This window comes from Rhodococcus sp. AG1013 (assembly GCF_003350365.1).
Lineage (GTDB): Bacteria > Actinomycetota > Actinomycetes > Mycobacteriales > Mycobacteriaceae > Prescottella.
Genome location: NZ_QQAT01000004.1, coordinates 291,298 through 310,125, shown reverse-complemented (window position 1 = coordinate 310,125; position 18,828 = coordinate 291,298). Strand labels below are relative to the sequence as shown.

Genomic DNA, 18,828 nt, shown 5'->3' with positions numbered 1-18,828 from the left:
CCTGGCTCGAGTACTACAACACTCGACGACGCCACAGCGCACTCGGAGGACTCCCACCGATCAGCCGACTGCAACCAACCTGATGGCCAGGTACAACAGGCGGTGGCGGCGGTCAGGCGACCGGCATGGTGCGAGCGCCACCACCGAACATCAACCGCCGCAACGTGAATCGTCCCCGATCCGGGTCGTAGGGGCGATAAGCGAGGTACGCCCCCGCATGGGCGATCCACTGGACCCCCAACAGAATCCGGATCCGCGCGCTCATCAGGTCGTGCCGGCTATAGGTGTTCGCACCCGCGGTCACGTATCGCACGAACTCGTGCGGCGGCGTCAGGGCCCGCCGCGGCGAGATCGCGACCCGCATGTCCGACAGCTGCGCGATCTCGACGCCCGCCTGCACGATGCACAGCGCCAGATCGACGTCCTCGTGCACGTCGAGTTCGGAACTCGAGGCGTCGCGGACCTTCTCCCACGTGGATTTCCGCAGCGCCATGTTGGCGCCGTACAGGTTTGCGATGCGCTGCTCACCGCCGAACCGACCGCGCCGTACCAGCCGATCGACATACCAGCGCTTCAGCGCCCGATAGGGCGAGTCGTAGGAGTCGTCGATTCCACTGACCGCTCCCACCGCGGCCGCGTCCTCTCGATCGAAGAATTCGAGAACCGTACGCGCCCAATGCGGTTCGACCCGGGTATCGGCGTCGATCCGCCCGACGACGTCCCCGGTCGCCGCCTCGAATCCGGCGTTGCGCGCGTACACCGTCCCCGGGGTCGCCTCCCGGATCACCCGAACGACAGGATGTTCCGCCGCGAAACTCTCGACGATCTCCACGGTGCGATCCGTCGAATTGTTGTCGACGACAACGATCTCGTGAAGATCGGCTTGCTGCACCAGCAGTGCCTCCAGACAGGCACCGATGTAGTTCTCTTCGTTGTAGGCGGGCACGACGACGGACAGGGTTGCTGCGGTAGTCATCTCTCCCGTATACCGCACCCGCGAAGGGTCTGCAGGGGACGAAAAACGATTGCATCGCGCCCCTGCATCCGACAGGCTGGGACAACGATCGAGTTGTGTCCACATCCACACCGACCACGGGGACCAGATGAAACCTGACACCGACCTGGCAATCGAAACGACCGGCTTGATCAAACGCTTCGGCTCCAATGTCGCCGTCGCCGGCGTCGATCTCGCGGTGCCGGCCGGCGGCGTCTACGGCGTACTCGGCCCGAACGGCGCCGGCAAGACCACCACGATCCGGATGCTGGCCACGCTCCTACCCCTCGACGGGGGCGCGGCGCGTGTCCTGGGGCACGACGTCGCCACGGAAGCGGAAACCGTCCGGAGCAAGGTGTCGCTCACCGGTCAGTTCGCGTCGCTCGACGAGGACCTGACCGGCGTCGAGAATCTCATCCTGCTCGGCCGCCTGTACGGGTACTCGCGGGCCGCCGCACGGTCCCGGTGCGAGCAGTTGCTCGACGCCTTCGGCCTCGAGGAGGCCGGAAACCGTCAGGTCAAGACCTATTCCGGCGGCATGCGTCGGCGCATCGACATCGCCGCCAGCATCATCGTGACACCCGAACTGATCTTCCTGGACGAACCGACCACCGGCCTCGATCCCCGCAGCCGGAACCAGGTGTGGGAGATCGTCCGCGCATTGGTCGCGGGTGGCACCACCGTCCTGCTCACCACGCAGTACCTCGACGAGGCCGACCAACTGGCCGACCGCATCGCCGTCATCGACCACGGCAGGGTGATCGCGGAGGGCACCACCGGCGAACTCAAGGCGTCGGTGGGATCCGGGGCCCTGCACGTACGGGTCGCGCAACCGGCCCGCCGGCCCGAGGCCGCCGCGATCCTCGAACCGGTCCTGGGGGTTCCGGTGAGCCTCGAATCGGATCCGGCGGCCCTGACCGCGCGGCTCGACGATCCGCAGCGGGTGGCCCGCGCCCTCGCGGCGCTCGACGACGCGAACCTCGCAGTCACCACCTTCGCCCTCGGCCAACCCAGCCTCGACGAGGTGTTCCTGGCCCTGACCGGCCACGGCGCCGAGGACGCCGCCGACACTGCCGACACTGCCGACACTGCCATCATCGAGGAGAGCGCGTCATGACCGACACCATCACCACCTCGGCGCAGGCGGTCGGCAACGTCCTGCAGATGCCGGGTCCCCGCCCGGCGCGGCCCAACGCACTGTCGACGTCGCTGTCCTTCGGGTGGCGGGCGCTGCTCAAGATCAAGCACGTCCCGGAGCAACTCTTCGATGTGACCATGTTCCCGGTCATGTTCACGCTGATGTTCACGTTCCTGTTCGGCGGCGCGCTCGCGGGCTCGACCGACGCCTACGTGCAGTTCCTGATCCCCGGCATCCTCGTGCAGACGGTCGTGATGATCACGATGTACACGGGGCTGACCCTGAACAAGGACATCGAGAAGGGCGTGTTCGACCGCTTCCGTTCGCTGCCGATCTGGCGTCCCTCGCCGCTCGTCGGCGCCCTGTTCGGCGACATCGTGCGCTACACGATCGCCTCGGTGATCGTGCTGATCCTGGGTCTGATCCTCGGCTTCCGCCCCGCCGGCGGGGTCGTGGGCGTCGTCGCGTCGGTGCTGCTGCTGTTGCTGTTCTCGTTCAGCCTGTCGTGGGTGTGGACGATGTTCGCGATGCTGATGCGGACCGAGCAGGCCGTCATGGGCGTATCGATGTTCATCCTGTTCCCGCTGACGTTCGCCAGCAACATCTTCGTCGACCCGTCGACGATGCCCGGCTGGCTGCAGGCGTTCGTCGACGTGAATCCGATCAGCCACCTCGTGACGACGCTGCGCGCGCTGTGCGAGGGCTCGTTCGAATTCGGTCAGCTCTCCGTCGTGCTGATCTGGTGTGCCGGCTTCATCGTCGTGTTCGGCCCGCTGACGATGCGTCTGTACAACCGCAAGACGTAGAGCAGCACCCCCGATACGCCGGAGGCCCGCAACCGTGTCGATTGCGGGCCTCCGACGTTGTGCTCGGGCAGTTACGCCTTGACGTTCTGAGCCGCGTCGCGAGCAACGTCCGCGGTATCCGAGACACCCGACTCGTCCGACTTGTCGGCATCGGCCGGCTCCTGGATGTCGATGGTCTTGCGCAGCGGGGTGTTCGGGATCACGATGACGCAGGCCAGGGTGATGAGTGCGACCACGGCCGCCACCAGGAACAACCGTCCCGTCGCATCGCCGTACGCGGCGCGGATGATGGCTGCGATCGGTGCGGGCAGGGCGTTGATGTCGAGGTTGCCGCCGCCCGCCGAGCTGGTGTCGATACCCAGCTCCGCGAATCCCTCGGAGGACAGGGTCGAGACACGGGTCGCGAGGATCGAACCCAGCACCGACACGCCGATCGCGCCACCGAACGTCCGGAAGAACGCGACCGAGCTACTGGCTGCGCCGATGTTGTGGACACTGACGGTGTTCTGCACGGCGAGCACCAGGTTCTGCATCAGGCTGCCGACACCGACACCGACGATGGCGATGTAGACACCGATCAGCCACAGGCTGGTCGCGTGATCGATCGTCGAGAGCAGACCGAAGCCGACCACGAGCAACCCGGCACCACCGACGATGAACGGCTTCCACTTTCCGAACCGGGAGATGAGCTGACCCGAGACCACCGACGAGACGAGCATGCCCATCACCATCGGAATCGTCAGGACACCGGCGATCGTCGGGCTGTGGCCGCGAGCGGTCTGGAAGTACTGACCGAGGAAGGTGGTGGCACCGAACATGCCGACGCCGACTGCGATGGATGCGATGATCGCCAGACCCGTCGTCTTCTCGGTGATGATCTTCAGCGGGATGATCGGCGACTTCACCTTGGATTCGACGATCACGGTCGCGACGAGCAGCAGGATGCCCACGCCGACGTAGATCGCGGACTCCTTGGAGAACCAGTCGTAGTAGTCGGCCTTGCCGGCGAACGACACCCAGATCAGCAGAACGCTGACGCCCGCGGTGAGCAGCATCGCGCCCCACCAGTCGATGGAGACGTCTTCCTTGCGCTCGGTCTCGATGTGCAGTGTGCGCTGCAGCAGGAACAGTGCGATGACCGCGATCGGGACGCACACGAAGAAGCACCAGCGCCAGCCGAGCGGGCTGTCGACGATGACGCCACCGAGGATCGGACCGCCGGACATCGACACCGCCATCGCGGCACCCATGTAGCCCGAGTAACGCCCGCGGTCACGCGGCGGGATGATGCTGCCGATGATCGCGACCACCAGCGCCGTCAGGCCGCCCATACCGATGCCCTGCACGACGCGGGCCGCCAGCAGGACGGGCACGTTGTGCGCGAAGCCCGCGATGACCGAGCCGATCACGAAGATCACGATCGAGGACTGGACGAGGATCTTCTTGTTGAACAGGTCGGCGAGCTTGCCCCAGATCGGGGTCGACGCTGCGTTCGCGAGCAGCGCGGTCGTGATGACCCACGCAAACTGGGTCTGTGTTCCCTTGAGGTCACCGATGATCGTCGGCAGCGCGGTCGAGACGATCGTCGTGCTCAGCAGCGCGGTGAACAGCGCTGCGATGAGGCCCGCGAGGACCTCGAGAATCTGGCGGTGGGTCATCGCCTCGTTGCCGGAGCCTGCCCGACTCTCCCCCACTGGTGTCGTCATTGAAGTGCTCTCCCACTGTGATTTGCAGCTAGCGGTGCGGATTCGTTTCGGGCGGCGAGCGTGTCGGTGAGACGTTCGATGGTCGACAACGCCGCCACCGCTTCTTCCTGGCTCCACCCACCGAGCAGTCCGTGCAATCGCGCGGATCTGAGTTCCTTCGTGGTCCGCAGGACCTCGTCACCCTTTTCCGAGACTTGGACCAGGAATGCCCGTTTGTCGTCCGAGTCCGGTTGCCTGTCGACGAGGCCGGCGTCGACCAATTCCGTCATCTGTCGGCTGAGGGCCGACTGGCTCACGCACAGCACCGACGCGAGTTCGTTCTGTCGGCACGGTCCCCGCGCCGACAGCACGAACAGCACCGCGGCGAGCGCGGGTGCGAGCGGATCGTCGACAGCGCTGGTGATGGCGGTCTTCAGCGATCGTCCGAAGAGGAAGATCGCGTCGACCAGGGCCTGCGCCGTATCAGCCTGAACGGCCATCGGATACCCCGAATCCCCTGAACGGATTGGTGAATTACTTGCAGAACGCAACTATAGGCATAGTTGCGTGCGTCAAGCAATTACTTCGCAAAAGCGACATACCGCACTTCGACGGCCCTGACCTGGGCGTTTCCGAAGCTCGAGCCGGAGGGTGTGTTGAACGCCTCAGCGCGTGAGGAGCGCGAGGCTCTCCATGTGGTGCGTGAGGGGGAAGGCGTCGAACGCGCGGACCTGCGCCAGGGTGAAGCCGTGCTCGCGGTAGAGGGCGACATCACGCGCGAACGACGCCGGATCGCAGCCGACGTGGACGATCCGGTCCGGCCCCGCCGCCGCGAGGGCCGCGACGACGTCCCGTCCGGCGCCGGCTCGGGGCGGATCGAGCACCACGACCTCGGGCGCCGGGAGATCCCGCAGAGCGCGTTCGACGCGCGCCGCGTGCAGCTGCACCTGCGGCAGATCCGCCAGCGCCGCCGCTCCGTCGGCCACCGCGGTCCGGGAGAACTCGACCGACTCGACCCGGCCGGTCACACCGACCTGCTCGGCGAGTGTCGCGGCGAACACGCCCACACCGCCGTAGAGGTCCCACACGGCGGCGCCGGGCGACGCCTGCGCCCACTCCCCCACGACAGCCGAATACGTCTGTGCCGCACCCCGATGCGCCTGCCAGAACCCGGTGGCGGACAGCGTCCACTCCCGGTCGCCGACCCGCTCGACCGGTCGACCGGACCCGATGACGACCCGCTCGGCGCGACTGCCCGCCGACGCCGCCCGGCGCGCCGTCGCGCCGCGCCGTCCGGGGCTGCGACGACCGGTCCGCGAGATCTTGGCCGGCGCGATCTCGACGACGTGGCGTTCACCGTCCGCGTCGAGCACCACCTGAACCTCCGCTCCGGGCTGCCACGACCGCTCGGACAGTCCGGAGTACGCCGACGCATCGATCTGTGGACACGCCAGGAAGGTCTCGATGTCGTTGCTGCGGAACCGGTGGAAGCCCGGGCGCCCGACGGTGTCGACCGCGAGGCGCACGCGTGAGCGCCAGCCCGCGCCGTGCCCGGTGCCCGGCAGTTCCTCGACGACGACCTCCAGGTCGAGACCGGCGATCCGGCGCAACTGCTCGGCGACGACCGCCCCCTTCATCGCCCGCTGCGCATCGAGCGTGGCGTGCGAGAAGTCGCAGCACCCCGCTCCACCCGGACCCGAGATCGGGCACAGCGGCGTGACCCGGTCGGGTGAGGCCTCGATGATCTCGACGGCGTCGGCGCGGCAGAACGAACCGCCACGATCCTCGGTGACGTGCGCGATGACCCGCTCACCGGGCAATCCGTGGCGCACGAACAGCACCCGCCCGTCGTGGCGGGCCACGCAGAAGCCACCGTGGCCGGGATTCCCCAACTCCACCGCGAGCCGAAGACCCGTCCAGTTCTCACTCACCACGTACCGCCCGTCACTTGCCTTCTGATTCGAACCCGCGGCGACTTGCACCGGGTGCGTTGTCGACGCGTTCGCGTTTGACCTTCTCCGACGAGCTCAACTGCCACGGCACGCTCGTGACCATCACACCCGGCTGGAACAGCAGTCGGCTCTTGAGCCGCAGGGCGCTCTGGTTGTGCAGGATCTGCTCCCACCAGTGCCCCACCACGTACTCCGGGATGAACACCGTGACGACGTCGCGCGGCGAATCTCTGCGGACCCGGCGCACGTAATCGAGCACCGGTTTGGTGATCTCGCGATACGGCGACTCGATCACCTTGAGCGGCACCGTGATGTCGCTCTTCTCCCATTCACGGACGAGCGTTCGCGTGTCGGGCTCGTCGACGTTCACCGTGACGGCCTCGAGCGTGTCCGGCCGGGTCGCGCGGGCGTACGCGAGCGCGCGCATCGTCGGCATGTGCATCTTGGACACCAGCACGATCGAGTGGGTGCGGCTCGGCAGTACGCCGTCCCACTCCTGCTCCTCGAGTTCGGCCGCGACGCTGTCGTAGTGGCGCCTGATCGACTTCATCACCACGAAGATCACGATCATCGCGACGATCGCGATCCACGCACCGGCCGCGAACTTCGTGAGCAGCACGATCACCAGCACCGCACCCGTCATCGCGAGACCGATCGAGTTGACCACGCGGGAGCGCTTCATCCGCCGGCGCTGGGCCGGATCGTTCTCGGCCTTCAGATGCCTCGTCCAGTGCCGGATCATTCCGGTCTGGCTCAGCACGAACGAGACGAACACACCCACGATGTACAGCTGGATCAGCTTGGTGACCTCGGCGCCGAACACCACGACGAACGCGATCGCGGCGCCCGACAGGAACAGGATGCCGTTGCTGAACGCGAGCCGGTCGCCGCGCGTGTGCAGCTGGCGCGGCAGGTAGCGGTCCTGCGCCAGCACCGACCCCAGCACCGGGAAACCGTTGAACGCGGTGTTCGCGGCGAGCACGAGGATGAGCGCAGTGACGATCGCCATGAAGAAGAAGCCGGCCGGGAACCCGGAGAAGACCGCCTCCGCGAGCTGCGCGATGAGTGTCTTCTGGTGGTAGCCCTCCGGAGCGCCGATCAACTGGGTCTCCGGATTGTGCGCGTACACGATCCCGATCTTCTGGGCCAGGATGATGATGCCCATCAGCAGGACGATCGCGAAAGTACCGAGCAGCAGCAGCGTGGTGGCCGCGTTACGGGACTTCGGCTTCCGGAATGCCGGCACACCGTTGCTGATCGCCTCGACGCCGGTCAGGGCCGCACAGCCGGACGAGAAGGCCCGGGCGATGAGGAACGCGAAGGCGATGCCGTACAGGTGCGAATCCTCGGCATCGAGAGTGAATCCGGAGGATTCCGCGTGCACGTCGTCGCCGAAGATGTAGACCCGGGCGAAACCCCACCCGAGCATGATCAGCATGCCGACGATGAACGCGTACGTCGGAATCGCGAACGCGGTGCCGGACTCCCGCAGACCCCGCAGGTTCATCGCCGTCAGCAGCACGATCGCGGCGATCGCGAACAGCACCTTGTGCTCCGCCACGAACGGCACCGCCGAACCGATGTTCGACGCCGCGGACGAGATCGACACCGCCACGGTGAGCACGTAGTCCACCATCAGCGCGCTGCCCACCGTCAGACCGGCATTGGGCCCCAGATTGGTGGTCGCGACCTCGTAGTCACCGCCACCGGACGGATAGGCGTGCACGTTCTGCCGGTAGCTGGCCACGACCACGGCCATGACGACGGCGACGGCCAGCCCGATCCACGGCGCATACGCGTAGGCGGAGATGCCCGCGACGGACAGCACCAGGAAGATCTCTTCCGGCGCATAGGCGACCGACGACATCGCGTCCGAGGCGAAAACAGGTAGCGCGATTCGCTTGGGCAGAAGCGTGTGCCCGAGCTTGTCGCTCCGGAACGGCCGGCCCAGAATCAGCCGCTTCGCAGCGGTGGAAACCTTCGACACTGCCAAAGCGTAAGCCGTCCGAGGGAATGCACAGCAGCCAGGAGCCCAAGTCGGCGTTTCCGGCAGTGGCAACTTGCTCTTCCCCCCGCGCGCTGTACGGTTCGATTCGACGCCGGCGGCACCCCGCACGGGCGCGAATCCGATGAACGGAGTGGACGGGTGTACGTAGTAGTCATGGGATGTGGCCGAGTCGGCTCCTCCCTCGCTACCGCACTGAGCCGGATCGGCCATGAGGTGGCTGTGATCGACCGCGACGCGAGTTCGTTCCTCCGACTCGGATCGGACTTCACCGGGCACACCGTCGTCGGGATGGGATTCGACCGCGACGTGCTGGTCCGTGCCGGCATCGAGCGTGCCGAGGCATTCGCGGCGGTGTCCTCCGGCGACAATTCGAACATCATCTCCGCGCGGGTGGCCCGCGAGACGTTCGGCGTCGAGCGGGTCGTCGCCCGGATCTACGACGCCAAGCGCGCCGCGGTGTACGAGCGTCTGGGCATCCCGACCATCGCAACCGTGCCGTGGACCACCGACCGCTTCATGCTCGCTCTCGCGCAGGACGATCAGATCTCGAAGTGGCGGGATCCGTCCGGCACGGTGGTCGTGACCGAACTGCCCTTCCACGAGGACTGGGTCGGCCGCAACATCTCCGAACTCGAAGCAGCGACCAGCTCCCGGGTCTCATTCATCATCCGTTTCGGATCGGGCATCCTCCCCGACCGCAAGACCGTCATCCAGTCCCAGGACCAGGTGTACGTTGCCGCGGTGTCGGGCACCGTCGCCGAGGCCGTCGCCCTGGCCGGTAATCCCCCGCCGTCCGACGACTGACAGCCCGAGACCGGTCAATGACCCCCTTCTCGATCGACTACCCGATTGGAAACCTCCGATGAGAGTGGCCATCGCAGGAGCCGGCGCCGTAGGCCGCTCCATCGCCCGCGAACTCGTCCGCAGCAACCACCACGTCATGCTGCTCGAACGCAAGCTCGAGCACGTCGAGCCCGAGGTGATTCCGCAGGCCGAGTGGATCCACGCTGATGCGTGCGAACTGAGCCTGCTCGAAGCCGCGCAGCTCGAGACCTACGATGTCGTGATCGCCGCCACTGGCGACGACAAGGCCAACATCGTGCTGAGCCTGCTCGCGAAGACGGAGTTCGGGGTGGGGCGAGTCGTCGCCCGCGTCAACGATCCCCGCAACGAGTGGCTGTTCGACGAGTCGTGGGGTGTCGACGTCGCGGTCTCCACACCACGCATGCTGGCCTCGCTCGTCGAGGAGGCTGTCACGGTGGGTGACCTGGTTCGACTGATGACGTTCCGCCAGGGTCAGGCAAACCTCGTCGAGATCACCCTGCCCGACAACACCCCGCTCGCCGGCAAGCCGGTGCGCAAGATTCAGCTCCCGCGCGACGTCGCCCTGGTGACGATCCTGCGCGGCGGACGCGTGATCGTCCCCCAGCCCGACGACCCGGTCGAGGGCGGCGACGAGTTGCTGTTCGTCGCGGCGGTCGAGGTCGAGGACGAGCTACGCGCCGCGATCGATATCTGACGCGTCGGCGGCAGGGCCGTCGGCGGCGGCTTCGAGTTCGGCCGGATCGGGCGCGGGCTCTACGAGTCGGTCCGCGCGACGGACGGCCCAGATCGTCACGAGCAGCACCAGGCCGGTGAGGGGCCAGCCCATCCCGATCCGTGCGACCGCGAGCCACCCCGTCTGATCAGCGTCGTAGAGCTGGGACTGGACCAGATACCGGGCGCCGAAGACGGCCGCCCATGCGACGGTGGCGATGTCGTACGCACGCACCGCGCCCTTGTGGGCACGCCACGCGTTGCGGTGCCCGTTGAGGTAACCCCAGACCACACCGACCAGCGGCCACCGAACCAGGATCGACACGACGAACGCAGCGGCATACACGAGGCTGGTGTAGATCCCGAAGAGGAAGTACCCCTTCGCGTCACCGGTGCGGTAGGCGATGAACGCGCAGACACCGACGCCGAGGAAACCCGAGATCGCGGGCTGGACGGGACTGCGGCGGGCGATTCGCCACACCAGGATCGCCGCGGCCACGCCGAGCGCGGTCCACACGGCCGGGGCGAGGCCCCACAGACTGTTCGCCGGCACGAACACGACGACCGGCAGCGTCGAGTAGATCAGCCCGCTGAGTCCACCGAGCTGTTCGAGGATCGTCTGCTGCTTCGTTTCGGTCACGCGACGAGACTGCCATATCCCGACGGCGAGCCGTCGAAGCCCGTCCGGCACCGGACCGTCGACGGGTGCCGACGGCGAGCCGCGGTGCAGTGCAACGGCGGTGGATCAGGAATCGCCGCGGAGTTCGTAGTAGGGATTGAAAATCACCTTCTGACCGTCGCGGTCGCCGATACGGCCACGCACCATCAGCGTCTTGCCCGGCTCGATGCCGGGAATCCGTCGACGGCCGATCCAGACGAGCGTGACCGGGTCGGTGCCGTCGAAGAACTCGGCCTGGACGCTGGCGTTCGCGGACTTCGGACACGCTTCGACGCTGCGGAGGCGGCCGAAGATCGTGACCTCCTCGCCGCGCGCACAGTCACAGGCGCGCTTGGCGCCCGATGCCTGCGCGGTCTCCACCATCTCCTCGGCATCCAACTGCTCGAGGTCCTCGGTGAGTCTGCGGGTGAGCCGGCGAAAGTAACCTGCCGCGGCGGGGGCCATAGCGTGCTCCTGGACAAATGGCGGCGCATCTTCGCGCCGCGCGATAGGGCTGTACGAGGGCCACTGTAACCCCAAAGTGATCCGAAACCCACCGCCGTCCTGAACGCTCGCGAACCGGGCAGTGCAAGATCGATTCATGCAGCAACGAACATGGCCCGAAGTGGCCGTCGTACTCCCGGGGACCGGGTCGGATGCGGATTTCGCGGCCCGTGCCTTCCGGCCCGCATTGATGCAGGTCGGAGTCACGACGACGGCGGTCGAACCGGATCCACGGGCGGTTGTCGACAGCTACCGCGACGCGATGGACCGAGCCGCGCGAGAACACGGTCGGATCCTGGTCGGTGGTGTCTCGATCGGGGCCGCCGTGGCCCTGGCGTGGGCGTCGGAGAACCCCGAGAGCGTCGGCGGGGTGATGGCCGCGCTGCCGGCATGGACCGGATCACCCCACGACGCGCCGGCCGCCGCGAGTGCCACGTTCACCGCGTCGCAACTACGCGCGCACGGACTGGCGGCGGTGACCGCAGAAATGACGGCGTCGAGCCCGCCCTGGCTGGCCGACGAACTGGCCCGGTCCTGGCGCCGCCAGTGGCCCGATCTGCCGTCCGCGTTGGAGGAGGCCGCCGCGTATCACGCGCCGGACCCGGCGACGCTCGCCGGCATCCGACTGCCCGTGGGCATCGCCGCGGCGGTCGACGACGCCGTCCACCCGTTGACGGTGGCGAAAGAGTGGGCGGCGACGCTCCCGAACGCCGACCTCACCGAGCTCGCGTTGCAGGACATCGGCGAGGATCCGGGGGTCCTCGGCCAGGCGTGCGTCGCCGCGCTCACCCGGATCGGCTGAGCGCGGAGCGCTAGAGACCGAGCTGCTGCATCGCCGAGCCGGACTCGCCACGACGTGGCGGCTCGGACCCGTTCGGGGACGGCGGCGCAGGCTGCTGCGCCGCCGGCTGGGGCTGCTGCGGGGACTGCTGGTGTGCCTGGTCCATGGCCGCGAGCTGTGCCTGCTGTTGGGCCGCCAGCTGCTGCTGGTGCGCCGCCATCAGCTGTTCGACGAGCACCTGCGGCAGAACCACCGGTAGCGGGGTCCGCACCGGGTGTGGCTCGTCGCCACGGTTGACGACCGTATCGAGCAGGACGGCGCGGGCGATCGCGACGAGCGGGCCGCCGGCTGCCACCGCACCGGTGGGACCGGCCACCACGCACCGCAGCATCCAGCGGTGCCCGTCGACACCGATGAAACGCAGGTCGGCATTCGGGGTGGTCGCGGCCACCTCGCGGCCCCACGGGCCGCTCTCGATGCTGACCTCCGCGTTGTCGGTACGCAGCGATTCGGCCAGCTCGGACGCGACCTCACGCCACTGTCCCGGCGACTTGGGTGCCGCGTACGCGGAGACGGTGATGCGACCGTGCTCGGTGACCAGGTGCACCGCCTGCGGCGCACCTTCGGGCGACATCTCGACCTGGAGCTGGGCGCCTTCGGGCATCGGCAGCAGGACCGAGCCGAGATCGAGCCGCGTCGCGGCCGGCTCCTCGTCTTCCGCGAAATCGGTCGCGTCGTAGGGGCCGCCGTCGAGCGTGCCGACGGGCGCGTCCAACTCGGCATCCTCGTCCTGAGCCTCGATGTCGACGAGATCCGCAGGCTCTGGGGCCTCCGACCGGTCGGCTTCGTTCTTCTTGCGACGTCCGAACATGATCAGGCCCCTTCCCTCGGCAGCCGCGTCAGCTCGTGCGGGCGGCCTTCCGTACCGTCGATATCCTGATCGGCATTGTGCTCGACGAGGCTCGCATGACCGCCACTGGACCCGTAACCGCCTGCGCCGCGGACAGTTTCGTCCAAGGAGTCGACCTCGACGAAGTCGACCAGTTCGACCCTCTGCACCACCAGCTGCGCGACACGGTCACCGCGGCGCAGTTCGATCGGCGTCTCGAGGTCGTGATTGATCAGGCAGACCTTGATCTCTCCGCGGTAGCCGGCATCGATCGTGCCCGGGGTGTTCACGACCGAGAGCCCGGCCTTCGCGGCCAGACCGGACCGCGGATGGATGAGACCGACCGTGCCGATCGGCAACGCGACCGCGATACCGGTGCCGACCAGGACGCGGCGTCCGGGTTCGATCGTGACATCGGTGGTGGTGCACAGATCGACGCCGGCATCGCCGGCGTGCGCGCGCTGGGGAATGGGGATACCGGGGTCCAGTCGCTTCAGCGCAATGGCAGGAAGATCGCTCACGTGCACCGAGACTACTCTGGAATACGTGTCCGAATCGTCTCAGCCCGCAGCGACCACGCCCGACAATGCCCGAGCACCGATCTATTCGGAGCGTCTGTGGGTGCCGTTGTGGTGGTGGCCCGCTGGATTGTTCATCGCAGGCCTGCTCGCCGCGGAGATCCATATGGGTTCGCCGGGCGTCCGCGCCTGGCTGCCCTACGTCCTGCTGTTCCCGTTCCCGGTATGGGCCCTGCTGTGGGTGTCGCGGCTCCGGATCGAGGTGTTCGACGGCCCCGACGGTGAAGTGCGGGTGGGTCGGGCGCATCTACCGCTCTCCGCCATCTCCCGCACCGCGACCATTCCGCCGTCGGCCAAGAGCGCGGCCATGGGGCGCCAGCTCGATCCGGCCGCCTACGTCCAGAATCGTTCCTGGATCAAGCAGACTGCGCTGATCGTCCTCGACGATCCCGAGGACCCCACGCCCTACTGGTTGGTGAGCACGAGGCGGCCAGCCGAACTGCTGGCCGCCATCGGCCGCGGGACAGCCCCGAAGGACTAGTCCGTCTGCTTCAGGACTCGCGTCAGGCGGCGCAGTCCATGCAGATCATGACGCCGTTCTCCTCGCTTGCGAGACGGCTGCGGTGGTGAACCAGGAAGCAGCTCGAGCAGGTGAACTCGTCCGCCTGCTTGGGCACCACCCGCACGGACAGTTCTTCGCCGGACAGGTCGGCGCCGGGGAGTTCGAACGACTCCGCGGTGTCGGACTCGTCCACGTCGACGACTGCCGACTGCGCCTCGTTGCGTCGTGCCTTCAGTTCTTCGAGCGAATCCTCCGAAACCTCGTCGGTTTCCGAACGCCTGGGTGCGTCGTAGTCGGTTGCCATTTCCTCTTCCCCTCGTCCTCTTGCGTGTATCCCCGGTGCCCGGGCCGCCGTCCCCTGGCAGGGGGTGGGGCGATCCTGGAGAACCGTCAGAGATGCAGATCCATTCCTGTGGCACTAACAACGCCGCAGGATGCCCGGAAGTGCCCGAAAAGCCCTCCGGAAAACATGACCTACACCTCACCTTCCGTTCTCGCCGGACCCTCTCGAAATCGTGTGTTCTCACGACTGGGGCCGCCAGACAATAGCCGACGCATCAGGAAAAGTGGCAACCGAACCGGACACTGCCGGAAACTGTCCGTCAATCGTCACCAACCACTGCTCGAGCTGAGACATTCCTGCACGGGGCATGTGCCGGACGGTGATCGGCCGGGGATCTACAGTGGGCAGCGGGACGGCGGCGGCACCCGAGAAGGTGGCCGGAACCACACCAACTCTTTTCCTTTCGCGGGATCACTGCCCGCGCTCGCCTACGGAGAGGCCGACATACACCGTGGTTTCACTGATCACCGATGGCAGTTCGACCGACGGTCAGGGCCGTCCGTTCCGTCGCCGGCGCGCGGTCCCCGTGATCGCGTTGATCTCGGTGCTGGCGCTGCTCGGAGTCGTCGTCTGGGTCCAGATCTTCACCAAGCCCGAGGTGTACGCCACCACGGTGGACTGCAATCCGCCGGTCAAACCGAAGGCCGCCGACGCCCCCACGCCGCAACCACTCGGCGAGAAGGTAGGGCGCAGCACCCTCCTCGATGTCGAACCCGCGGCGCTGTCCGCGACCAAGGTCCGCGTGTTCAACGCCAACGGCGAACGCGGCCAGGCGTCAGACGTCGCGACCCAGCTGCGTGACTACGGTTTCGCGGGCGCACCCGACGTCCAGGTCGGGAACGACCCGGTATACGTCGACCAGAACCTGCAGTGCCACGGGCAGATTCGGTTCGGACCGAACGGACTGTCCGCCGCGAGTGCGCTATGGCTCGTCGCGCCGTGCGCCGAGTTGATCCAGGACGCGCGCACCGACGACACCGTCGATCTCGCGCTGGGAACCTACTTCGCCAAGCAGATCGATCCCAATGCTGACGCGGCGGAGGTCCTCAACGCACTGAAGGATCCGCCGGCGGGCACCGAGCCGGCTCCGCTCGACCCGGATCTGCTCGCAGCGGCCCGCACCGCGCGCTGCTGACCCGTCCGACCGATCACGGGATCGGGTCGAACAACCCCACGGACCGGAAGACCGCCTCCAGATCGTCGGCCACGCCGGGCGCCATCGCGATCACGACTTCGCCCGCCGCACTGCGCGTGTCGGGCGCCGGGACGTGCACCCGGGCTCCGGCCTCGCTGGCGATGAGTGCGCCCGCGGCCCAGTCCCACGGATTGAGCCCGTGCTCGAAATGGGCATCCACCCGACCCGACGCGACCATGCACAGGTCGAGGGCGGCCGATCCGATCCGTCGGATGTCACGGACCCGGGGAAGCAGTTCGCCGATCAGCCTGCCCTGCACCGCGCGCCGCTGCGCGCCGTAGCCGAACCCGGTCGCCAACAGCGCCAAGGACGCCTCGGTCACCGGGTTGCACGCGAGCGTTCCGGTGTTGCCGTCCGCGTCGGTGAACGAGGCGCCCCCGCCGAGCGCGGCCGAGTAGGTCACGCGCCCGGCGACGTCGACGACGGCACCAGCGACGGACACCCCGTCGACCTGCGCGGCGACCGACACCGAGTACGCCGGGATGCCGTAGAGGAAGTTCACGGTGCCGTCGATCGGATCGAGGACCCAGCGGGTGCCGGCCACGCCGTGTTCCTCGCCACCGCCCTCCTCGCCCAGGATGGCATCGTGCGGGCGCAGGTCCGCCAGGCGCGCCCGGATGAGTTGCTCGGTCTCCGTGTCGACGATCGTCACCGGGTCCGTCGGCGTGCTCTTGGACTGCACCGAGTCGCCGTCGCCCGCATGCACCACAGCGCCCATGACGCCGAACACCTCCGGCCGGCGGGATCGCACGTGCGCTGCCGCGGCCTCGGCGACCGCGATCGCCGTGCGGCGGAGGACGCCCGGATCGATGGAGTTGGATTCAGCCGTGGGACTGTCGGTGGCGCGCATGGATGTATCGCATCACAGACCACAGACACCCACCACCCGTATCCCCGGGACCGAGCGCGGCGGAACCAACTAGTGTTTCGACGCAGGCTGTCATCTCGGCGGAAGGGGACCATTGTGGGAATTCGCGGCTTCGGTGTGGACGTCGGCGGCAGTGGCATCAAGGGCGCACTCGTCGATCTCGAGACCGGTGAACTCGTCGAGGAACGGATCAAGATCGCCACCCCACACCCGTCGACTCCGGATGCCGTCGCGGCCACCGTCGCCGAGATCGCCGCACGGGCCGGCTGGGACGGTCCGGTCGGTGTCACGTTGCCCAGCGTCGTCACGAACGGCATCGCCCGGACCGCCGCGAACATCGACGAGTCGTGGATCGGGACGGACGCGCGGACGCTGTTCTCGACCGCGCTGGGCGGCCGCGCTGTCACGGTGCTCAACGACGCCGATGCGGCCGGACTGGCCGAGGACCGGTACGGGGCCGGCAAGGACGTCGACGGCGTCGTCGTCCTGCTGACCTTCGGCACCGGGATCGGTTCGGCAGTCCTGCACAACGGCGTCCTGCTCCCGAATACGGAGTTCGGCCACATGGAGGTCGACGGCATGGAGGCCGAGCATCGTGCCGCGTCGTCGGTCAAGGACACCAAGTCCCTGTCGTACAAGGAGTGGGCCGCCGAGGTGACCCGCGTGCTGTGCCGATTCGAGGACCTGTTGTGGCCCGACCTGTTCATCGCGGGCGGCGGGATCAGCCGCAAACACGAGAAGTGGATCCCCCGTCTGGAGAACCGCACGCCCGTCGTTCCCGCCACACTCCTCAACACCGCGGGGATCGTCGGCGCGGCCATGGCCACGCAGAACAGCCTGGAAAAGGGCATCGCTCCGTAACAATTTCAAAGCTGTCGTTACAATGGATGGCGGCCGACTGTGAGTCGGCGAAACCCGACAGACCTCTCCGCCGGAATTCCACTCTGGCGTGACGCCGCACGACACCGTCACGAAAGGGCGTACGTGGCAGCCACCGATACGCGTCAGACCGCCGATTCCACACCCGAATCAGCGACCCCTGCATCCACTGCCGAGGCCACTACCGGTAGCGCGCCCGCCGCCAAGAAGGCTCCCGCGAAGAAGGCCGCCGCCAAGAAGGCGCCTGCCAAGAAGGCCGCCGCCAAGAAGGCGCCCGCGAAGAAGGCCGCCGCCAAGAAGACGGCTGCGAAGAAGACCACCAAGAAGGCGACCACCAAGGCCGCCAAGGGCGGCGACGACATCGGCGAGGACGAGGACGTCGACATCGCCGATCTCGACGTCGCCGACGGCGAACTCGTCGAGGAAGAGGTCGAGGACGTCGTCGTCGAGGAAGACGACGAGGAGACCGCCGAGCCCACCGAGAAGGACAAGGCGTCCGGCGACTTCGTGTGGGACGAGGAGGAGTCCGAGGCACTCCGCCAGGCCCGCAAGGACGCCGAGCTCACCGCGTCTGCCGACTCGGTGCGCGCGTACCTCAAGCAGATCGGCAAGGTCGCGCTCCTCAACGCGGAGGAGGAGGTCGAGCTCGCCAAGCGCATCGAGGCCGGCCTGTTCGCGACCTTCAAGATGGCCGAGATGGCAGAGAAGGGCGAGAAGCCCTCCCCCGCCGATCGCCGCAACATGAACTGGATCACCCGCGACGGCAACCGCGCCAAGAACCACCTGCTCGAGGCCAACCTGCGCCTCGTGGTGTCGCTGGCCAAGCGGTACACGGGCCGCGGCATGGCGTTCCTGGACCTCATCCAGGAAGGCAACCTGGGCCTGATCCGCGCGGTCGAGAAGTTCGACTACACCAAGGGTTACAAGTTCTCGACGTACGCGACGTGGTGGATCCGTCAGGCCATCACCCGTGCGATGGCCGACCAGGCCCGCACCATCCGTATCCCGGTGCACATGGTCGAGGTCATCAACAAGCTCGGCCGCATCCAGCGTGAGCTGCTCCAGGACCTGGGCCGCGAGCCCACCCCGGAGGAGCTCGCGAAGGAAATGGACATCACGCCGGAGAAGGTGCTGGAGATCCAGCAGTACGCGCGTGAGCCCATCTCCCTCGATCAGACGATCGGCGACGAGGGCGACAGCCAGCTCGGCGACTTCATCGAGGACTCCGAGGCCGTCGTGGCCGTCGACGCGGTCAGCTTCACGCTGCTGCAGGATCAGCTGCAGTCGGTGCTCGAGACGCTGTCCGAGCGCGAGGCCGGCGTGGTGCGTCTGCGCTTCGGTCTCACCGACGGCCAGCCGCGGACTTTAGACGAAATCGGCCAGGTCTACGGCGTGACCCGGGAGCGGATCCGCCAGATCGAATCGAAGACGATGTCCAAGCTGCGCCACCCGTCGCGTTCCCAGGTGCTGCGCGACTACCTGGACTAGCACTGCCTAGCACTTGCCTAGCAC

21 protein-coding genes are annotated in these 18,828 nt (G+C 67.5%); 10 read left to right on the top strand and 11 right to left on the bottom strand.

All coding sequences use genetic code 11. From position 1 onward, the window contains the following. On the top strand, positions 1-83 hold an 83-nt coding region (locus DEU38_RS08505), incomplete at its 5' end, for an integrase core domain-containing protein (protein WP_147283480.1). A gap of 29 nt (positions 84-112) precedes the next feature. Here the strand turns inward: DEU38_RS08505 and DEU38_RS08500 are convergent. Continuing rightward, positions 113-976 carry a glycosyltransferase family 2 protein gene (locus DEU38_RS08500; protein ID WP_114719978.1) on the bottom strand — a complete coding sequence of 288 codons (864 nt, stop codon included), beginning with the start codon at positions 974-976 and terminating at the stop codon, positions 113-115. Positions 977-1,103: 127 nt separating this feature from the next. On the opposite strand from DEU38_RS08500, the gene DEU38_RS08495 reads away from it, so the two are divergent. Both DEU38_RS08495 and DEU38_RS08490 read left to right on the top strand, forming a co-directional pair. Further along, the gene (locus DEU38_RS08495; RefSeq protein ID WP_114719976.1) at positions 1,104-2,111 is read left to right on the top strand and encodes an ATP-binding cassette domain-containing protein; all 1,008 of its coding nucleotides are present in this window, start codon (positions 1,104-1,106) and stop codon (positions 2,109-2,111) included. Further along, positions 2,108-2,938 (top strand): ABC transporter permease, encoded by an 831-nt coding sequence (locus DEU38_RS08490; protein ID WP_114719974.1) that lies wholly within the window; start codon positions 2,108-2,110, stop codon positions 2,936-2,938. The genes DEU38_RS08495 and DEU38_RS08490 overlap by 4 nt, the downstream gene beginning before the upstream one ends. 71 nt (positions 2,939-3,009) lie before the next feature. On the opposite strand, the gene DEU38_RS08485 is transcribed toward DEU38_RS08490, so the two are convergent. The 4 genes from DEU38_RS08485 to DEU38_RS08470 all read right to left on the bottom strand — a co-directional run bounded on the left by DEU38_RS08485 (position 3,010) and on the right by DEU38_RS08470 (position 8,562). Continuing rightward, complete coding sequence (locus DEU38_RS08485; RefSeq protein ID WP_258557740.1) at positions 3,010-4,644, bottom strand: MDR family MFS transporter; 1,635 nt, start codon at positions 4,642-4,644, stop codon at positions 3,010-3,012. Then, on the bottom strand, positions 4,641-5,123 hold the full coding sequence (locus DEU38_RS08480) for a MarR family winged helix-turn-helix transcriptional regulator (RefSeq protein ID WP_114719970.1): 483 nt from the start codon (positions 5,121-5,123) through the stop codon (positions 4,641-4,643). Before DEU38_RS08480 ends, DEU38_RS08485 begins: the two co-directional genes overlap by 4 nt. 165 nt (positions 5,124-5,288) lie before the next feature. Further along, positions 5,289-6,554, bottom strand: coding sequence for a class I SAM-dependent RNA methyltransferase (locus DEU38_RS08475; protein WP_114719968.1), 1,266 nt, complete (start codon positions 6,552-6,554; stop codon positions 5,289-5,291). A 13-nt stretch (positions 6,555-6,567) separates the two neighbouring features. Next, positions 6,568-8,562: an APC family permease gene (locus DEU38_RS08470; RefSeq protein WP_114719966.1), complete on the bottom strand. Its 1,995-nt coding sequence runs from the start codon at positions 8,560-8,562 to the stop codon at positions 6,568-6,570. 159 nt (positions 8,563-8,721) lie between these two features. On the opposite strand from DEU38_RS08470, the gene DEU38_RS08465 reads away from it, so the two are divergent. Continuing rightward, complete coding sequence (locus tag DEU38_RS08465) at positions 8,722-9,387, top strand: TrkA family potassium uptake protein (RefSeq protein ID WP_114719964.1); 666 nt, start codon at positions 8,722-8,724, stop codon at positions 9,385-9,387. Positions 9,388-9,445: 58 nt separating this feature from the next. Further along, positions 9,446-10,102, top strand: a complete 657-nt coding sequence (locus tag DEU38_RS08460) for a TrkA family potassium uptake protein (protein WP_114719963.1) — start codon at positions 9,446-9,448, stop codon at positions 10,100-10,102. Here DEU38_RS08460 and DEU38_RS08455 read toward each other — a convergent pair. Both DEU38_RS08455 and DEU38_RS08450 read right to left on the bottom strand, forming a co-directional pair. Then, positions 10,079-10,759 carry a DUF3159 domain-containing protein gene (locus tag DEU38_RS08455; RefSeq protein WP_114719961.1) on the bottom strand — a complete coding sequence of 227 codons (681 nt, stop codon included), beginning with the start codon at positions 10,757-10,759 and terminating at the stop codon, positions 10,079-10,081. The genes DEU38_RS08460 and DEU38_RS08455 overlap by 24 nt on opposite strands. A 105-nt stretch (positions 10,760-10,864) precedes the next feature. Beyond that, positions 10,865-11,242, bottom strand: a complete 378-nt coding sequence (locus DEU38_RS08450) for an OB-fold nucleic acid binding domain-containing protein (protein ID WP_114719959.1) — start codon at positions 11,240-11,242, stop codon at positions 10,865-10,867. Positions 11,243-11,378: 136 nt separating this feature from the next. Here DEU38_RS08450 and DEU38_RS08445 point away from each other — a divergent pair, with 136 nt between their 5' ends. Then, positions 11,379-12,083: an alpha/beta fold hydrolase gene (locus DEU38_RS08445; RefSeq protein WP_114719957.1), complete on the top strand. Its 705-nt coding sequence runs from the start codon at positions 11,379-11,381 to the stop codon at positions 12,081-12,083. Positions 12,084-12,093: 10 nt separating this feature from the next. Here DEU38_RS08445 and DEU38_RS08440 read toward each other — a convergent pair whose 3' ends face one another. Next, positions 12,094-12,933, bottom strand: coding sequence for a DUF3710 domain-containing protein (locus DEU38_RS08440; protein ID WP_114719955.1), 840 nt, complete (start codon positions 12,931-12,933; stop codon positions 12,094-12,096). 2 nt (positions 12,934-12,935) lie between these two features. Continuing rightward, positions 12,936-13,478 (bottom strand): dUTP diphosphatase, encoded by a 543-nt coding sequence (gene dut, locus DEU38_RS08435; RefSeq protein ID WP_114719953.1) that lies wholly within the window; start codon positions 13,476-13,478, stop codon positions 12,936-12,938. Between dut and DEU38_RS08430 the strand changes: the two genes are divergently transcribed. Then, positions 13,453-14,010 (top strand): DUF3093 domain-containing protein, encoded by a 558-nt coding sequence (locus DEU38_RS08430; protein WP_397484460.1) that lies wholly within the window; start codon positions 13,453-13,455, stop codon positions 14,008-14,010. The genes dut and DEU38_RS08430 overlap by 26 nt on opposite strands. Before the next feature lie 22 nt (positions 14,011-14,032). On the opposite strand, the gene DEU38_RS08425 is transcribed toward DEU38_RS08430, so the two are convergent. Further along, entirely contained in the window at positions 14,033-14,335 is a 303-nt protein-coding gene (locus DEU38_RS08425) for a DUF4193 domain-containing protein (protein ID WP_031939713.1), read from the bottom strand. 490 nt (positions 14,336-14,825) lie between these two features. Between DEU38_RS08425 and cei the strand changes: the two genes are divergently transcribed. Continuing rightward, on the top strand, positions 14,826-15,509 hold the full coding sequence (cei, locus tag DEU38_RS08420) for an envelope integrity protein Cei (protein ID WP_114719949.1): 684 nt from the start codon (positions 14,826-14,828) through the stop codon (positions 15,507-15,509). A 13-nt stretch (positions 15,510-15,522) separates the two neighbouring features. On the opposite strand, the gene DEU38_RS08415 is transcribed toward cei, so the two are convergent. Beyond that, a complete protein-coding gene (locus tag DEU38_RS08415; RefSeq protein ID WP_114719947.1) occupies positions 15,523-16,419 on the bottom strand; it encodes an inositol monophosphatase family protein in 897 nt (298 codons plus the stop codon). A 111-nt stretch (positions 16,420-16,530) separates the two neighbouring features. Between DEU38_RS08415 and ppgK the strand changes: the two genes are divergently transcribed. Beyond that, positions 16,531-17,298, top strand: coding sequence for a polyphosphate--glucose phosphotransferase (gene ppgK / locus DEU38_RS08410; protein WP_114720038.1), 768 nt, complete (start codon positions 16,531-16,533; stop codon positions 17,296-17,298). A 123-nt stretch (positions 17,299-17,421) separates the two neighbouring features. Then, positions 17,422-18,804: an RNA polymerase sigma factor gene (locus tag DEU38_RS08405; protein ID WP_114719945.1), complete on the top strand. Its 1,383-nt coding sequence runs from the start codon at positions 17,422-17,424 to the stop codon at positions 18,802-18,804. The last annotated feature ends 24 nt before the right edge of the window (positions 18,805-18,828 follow it).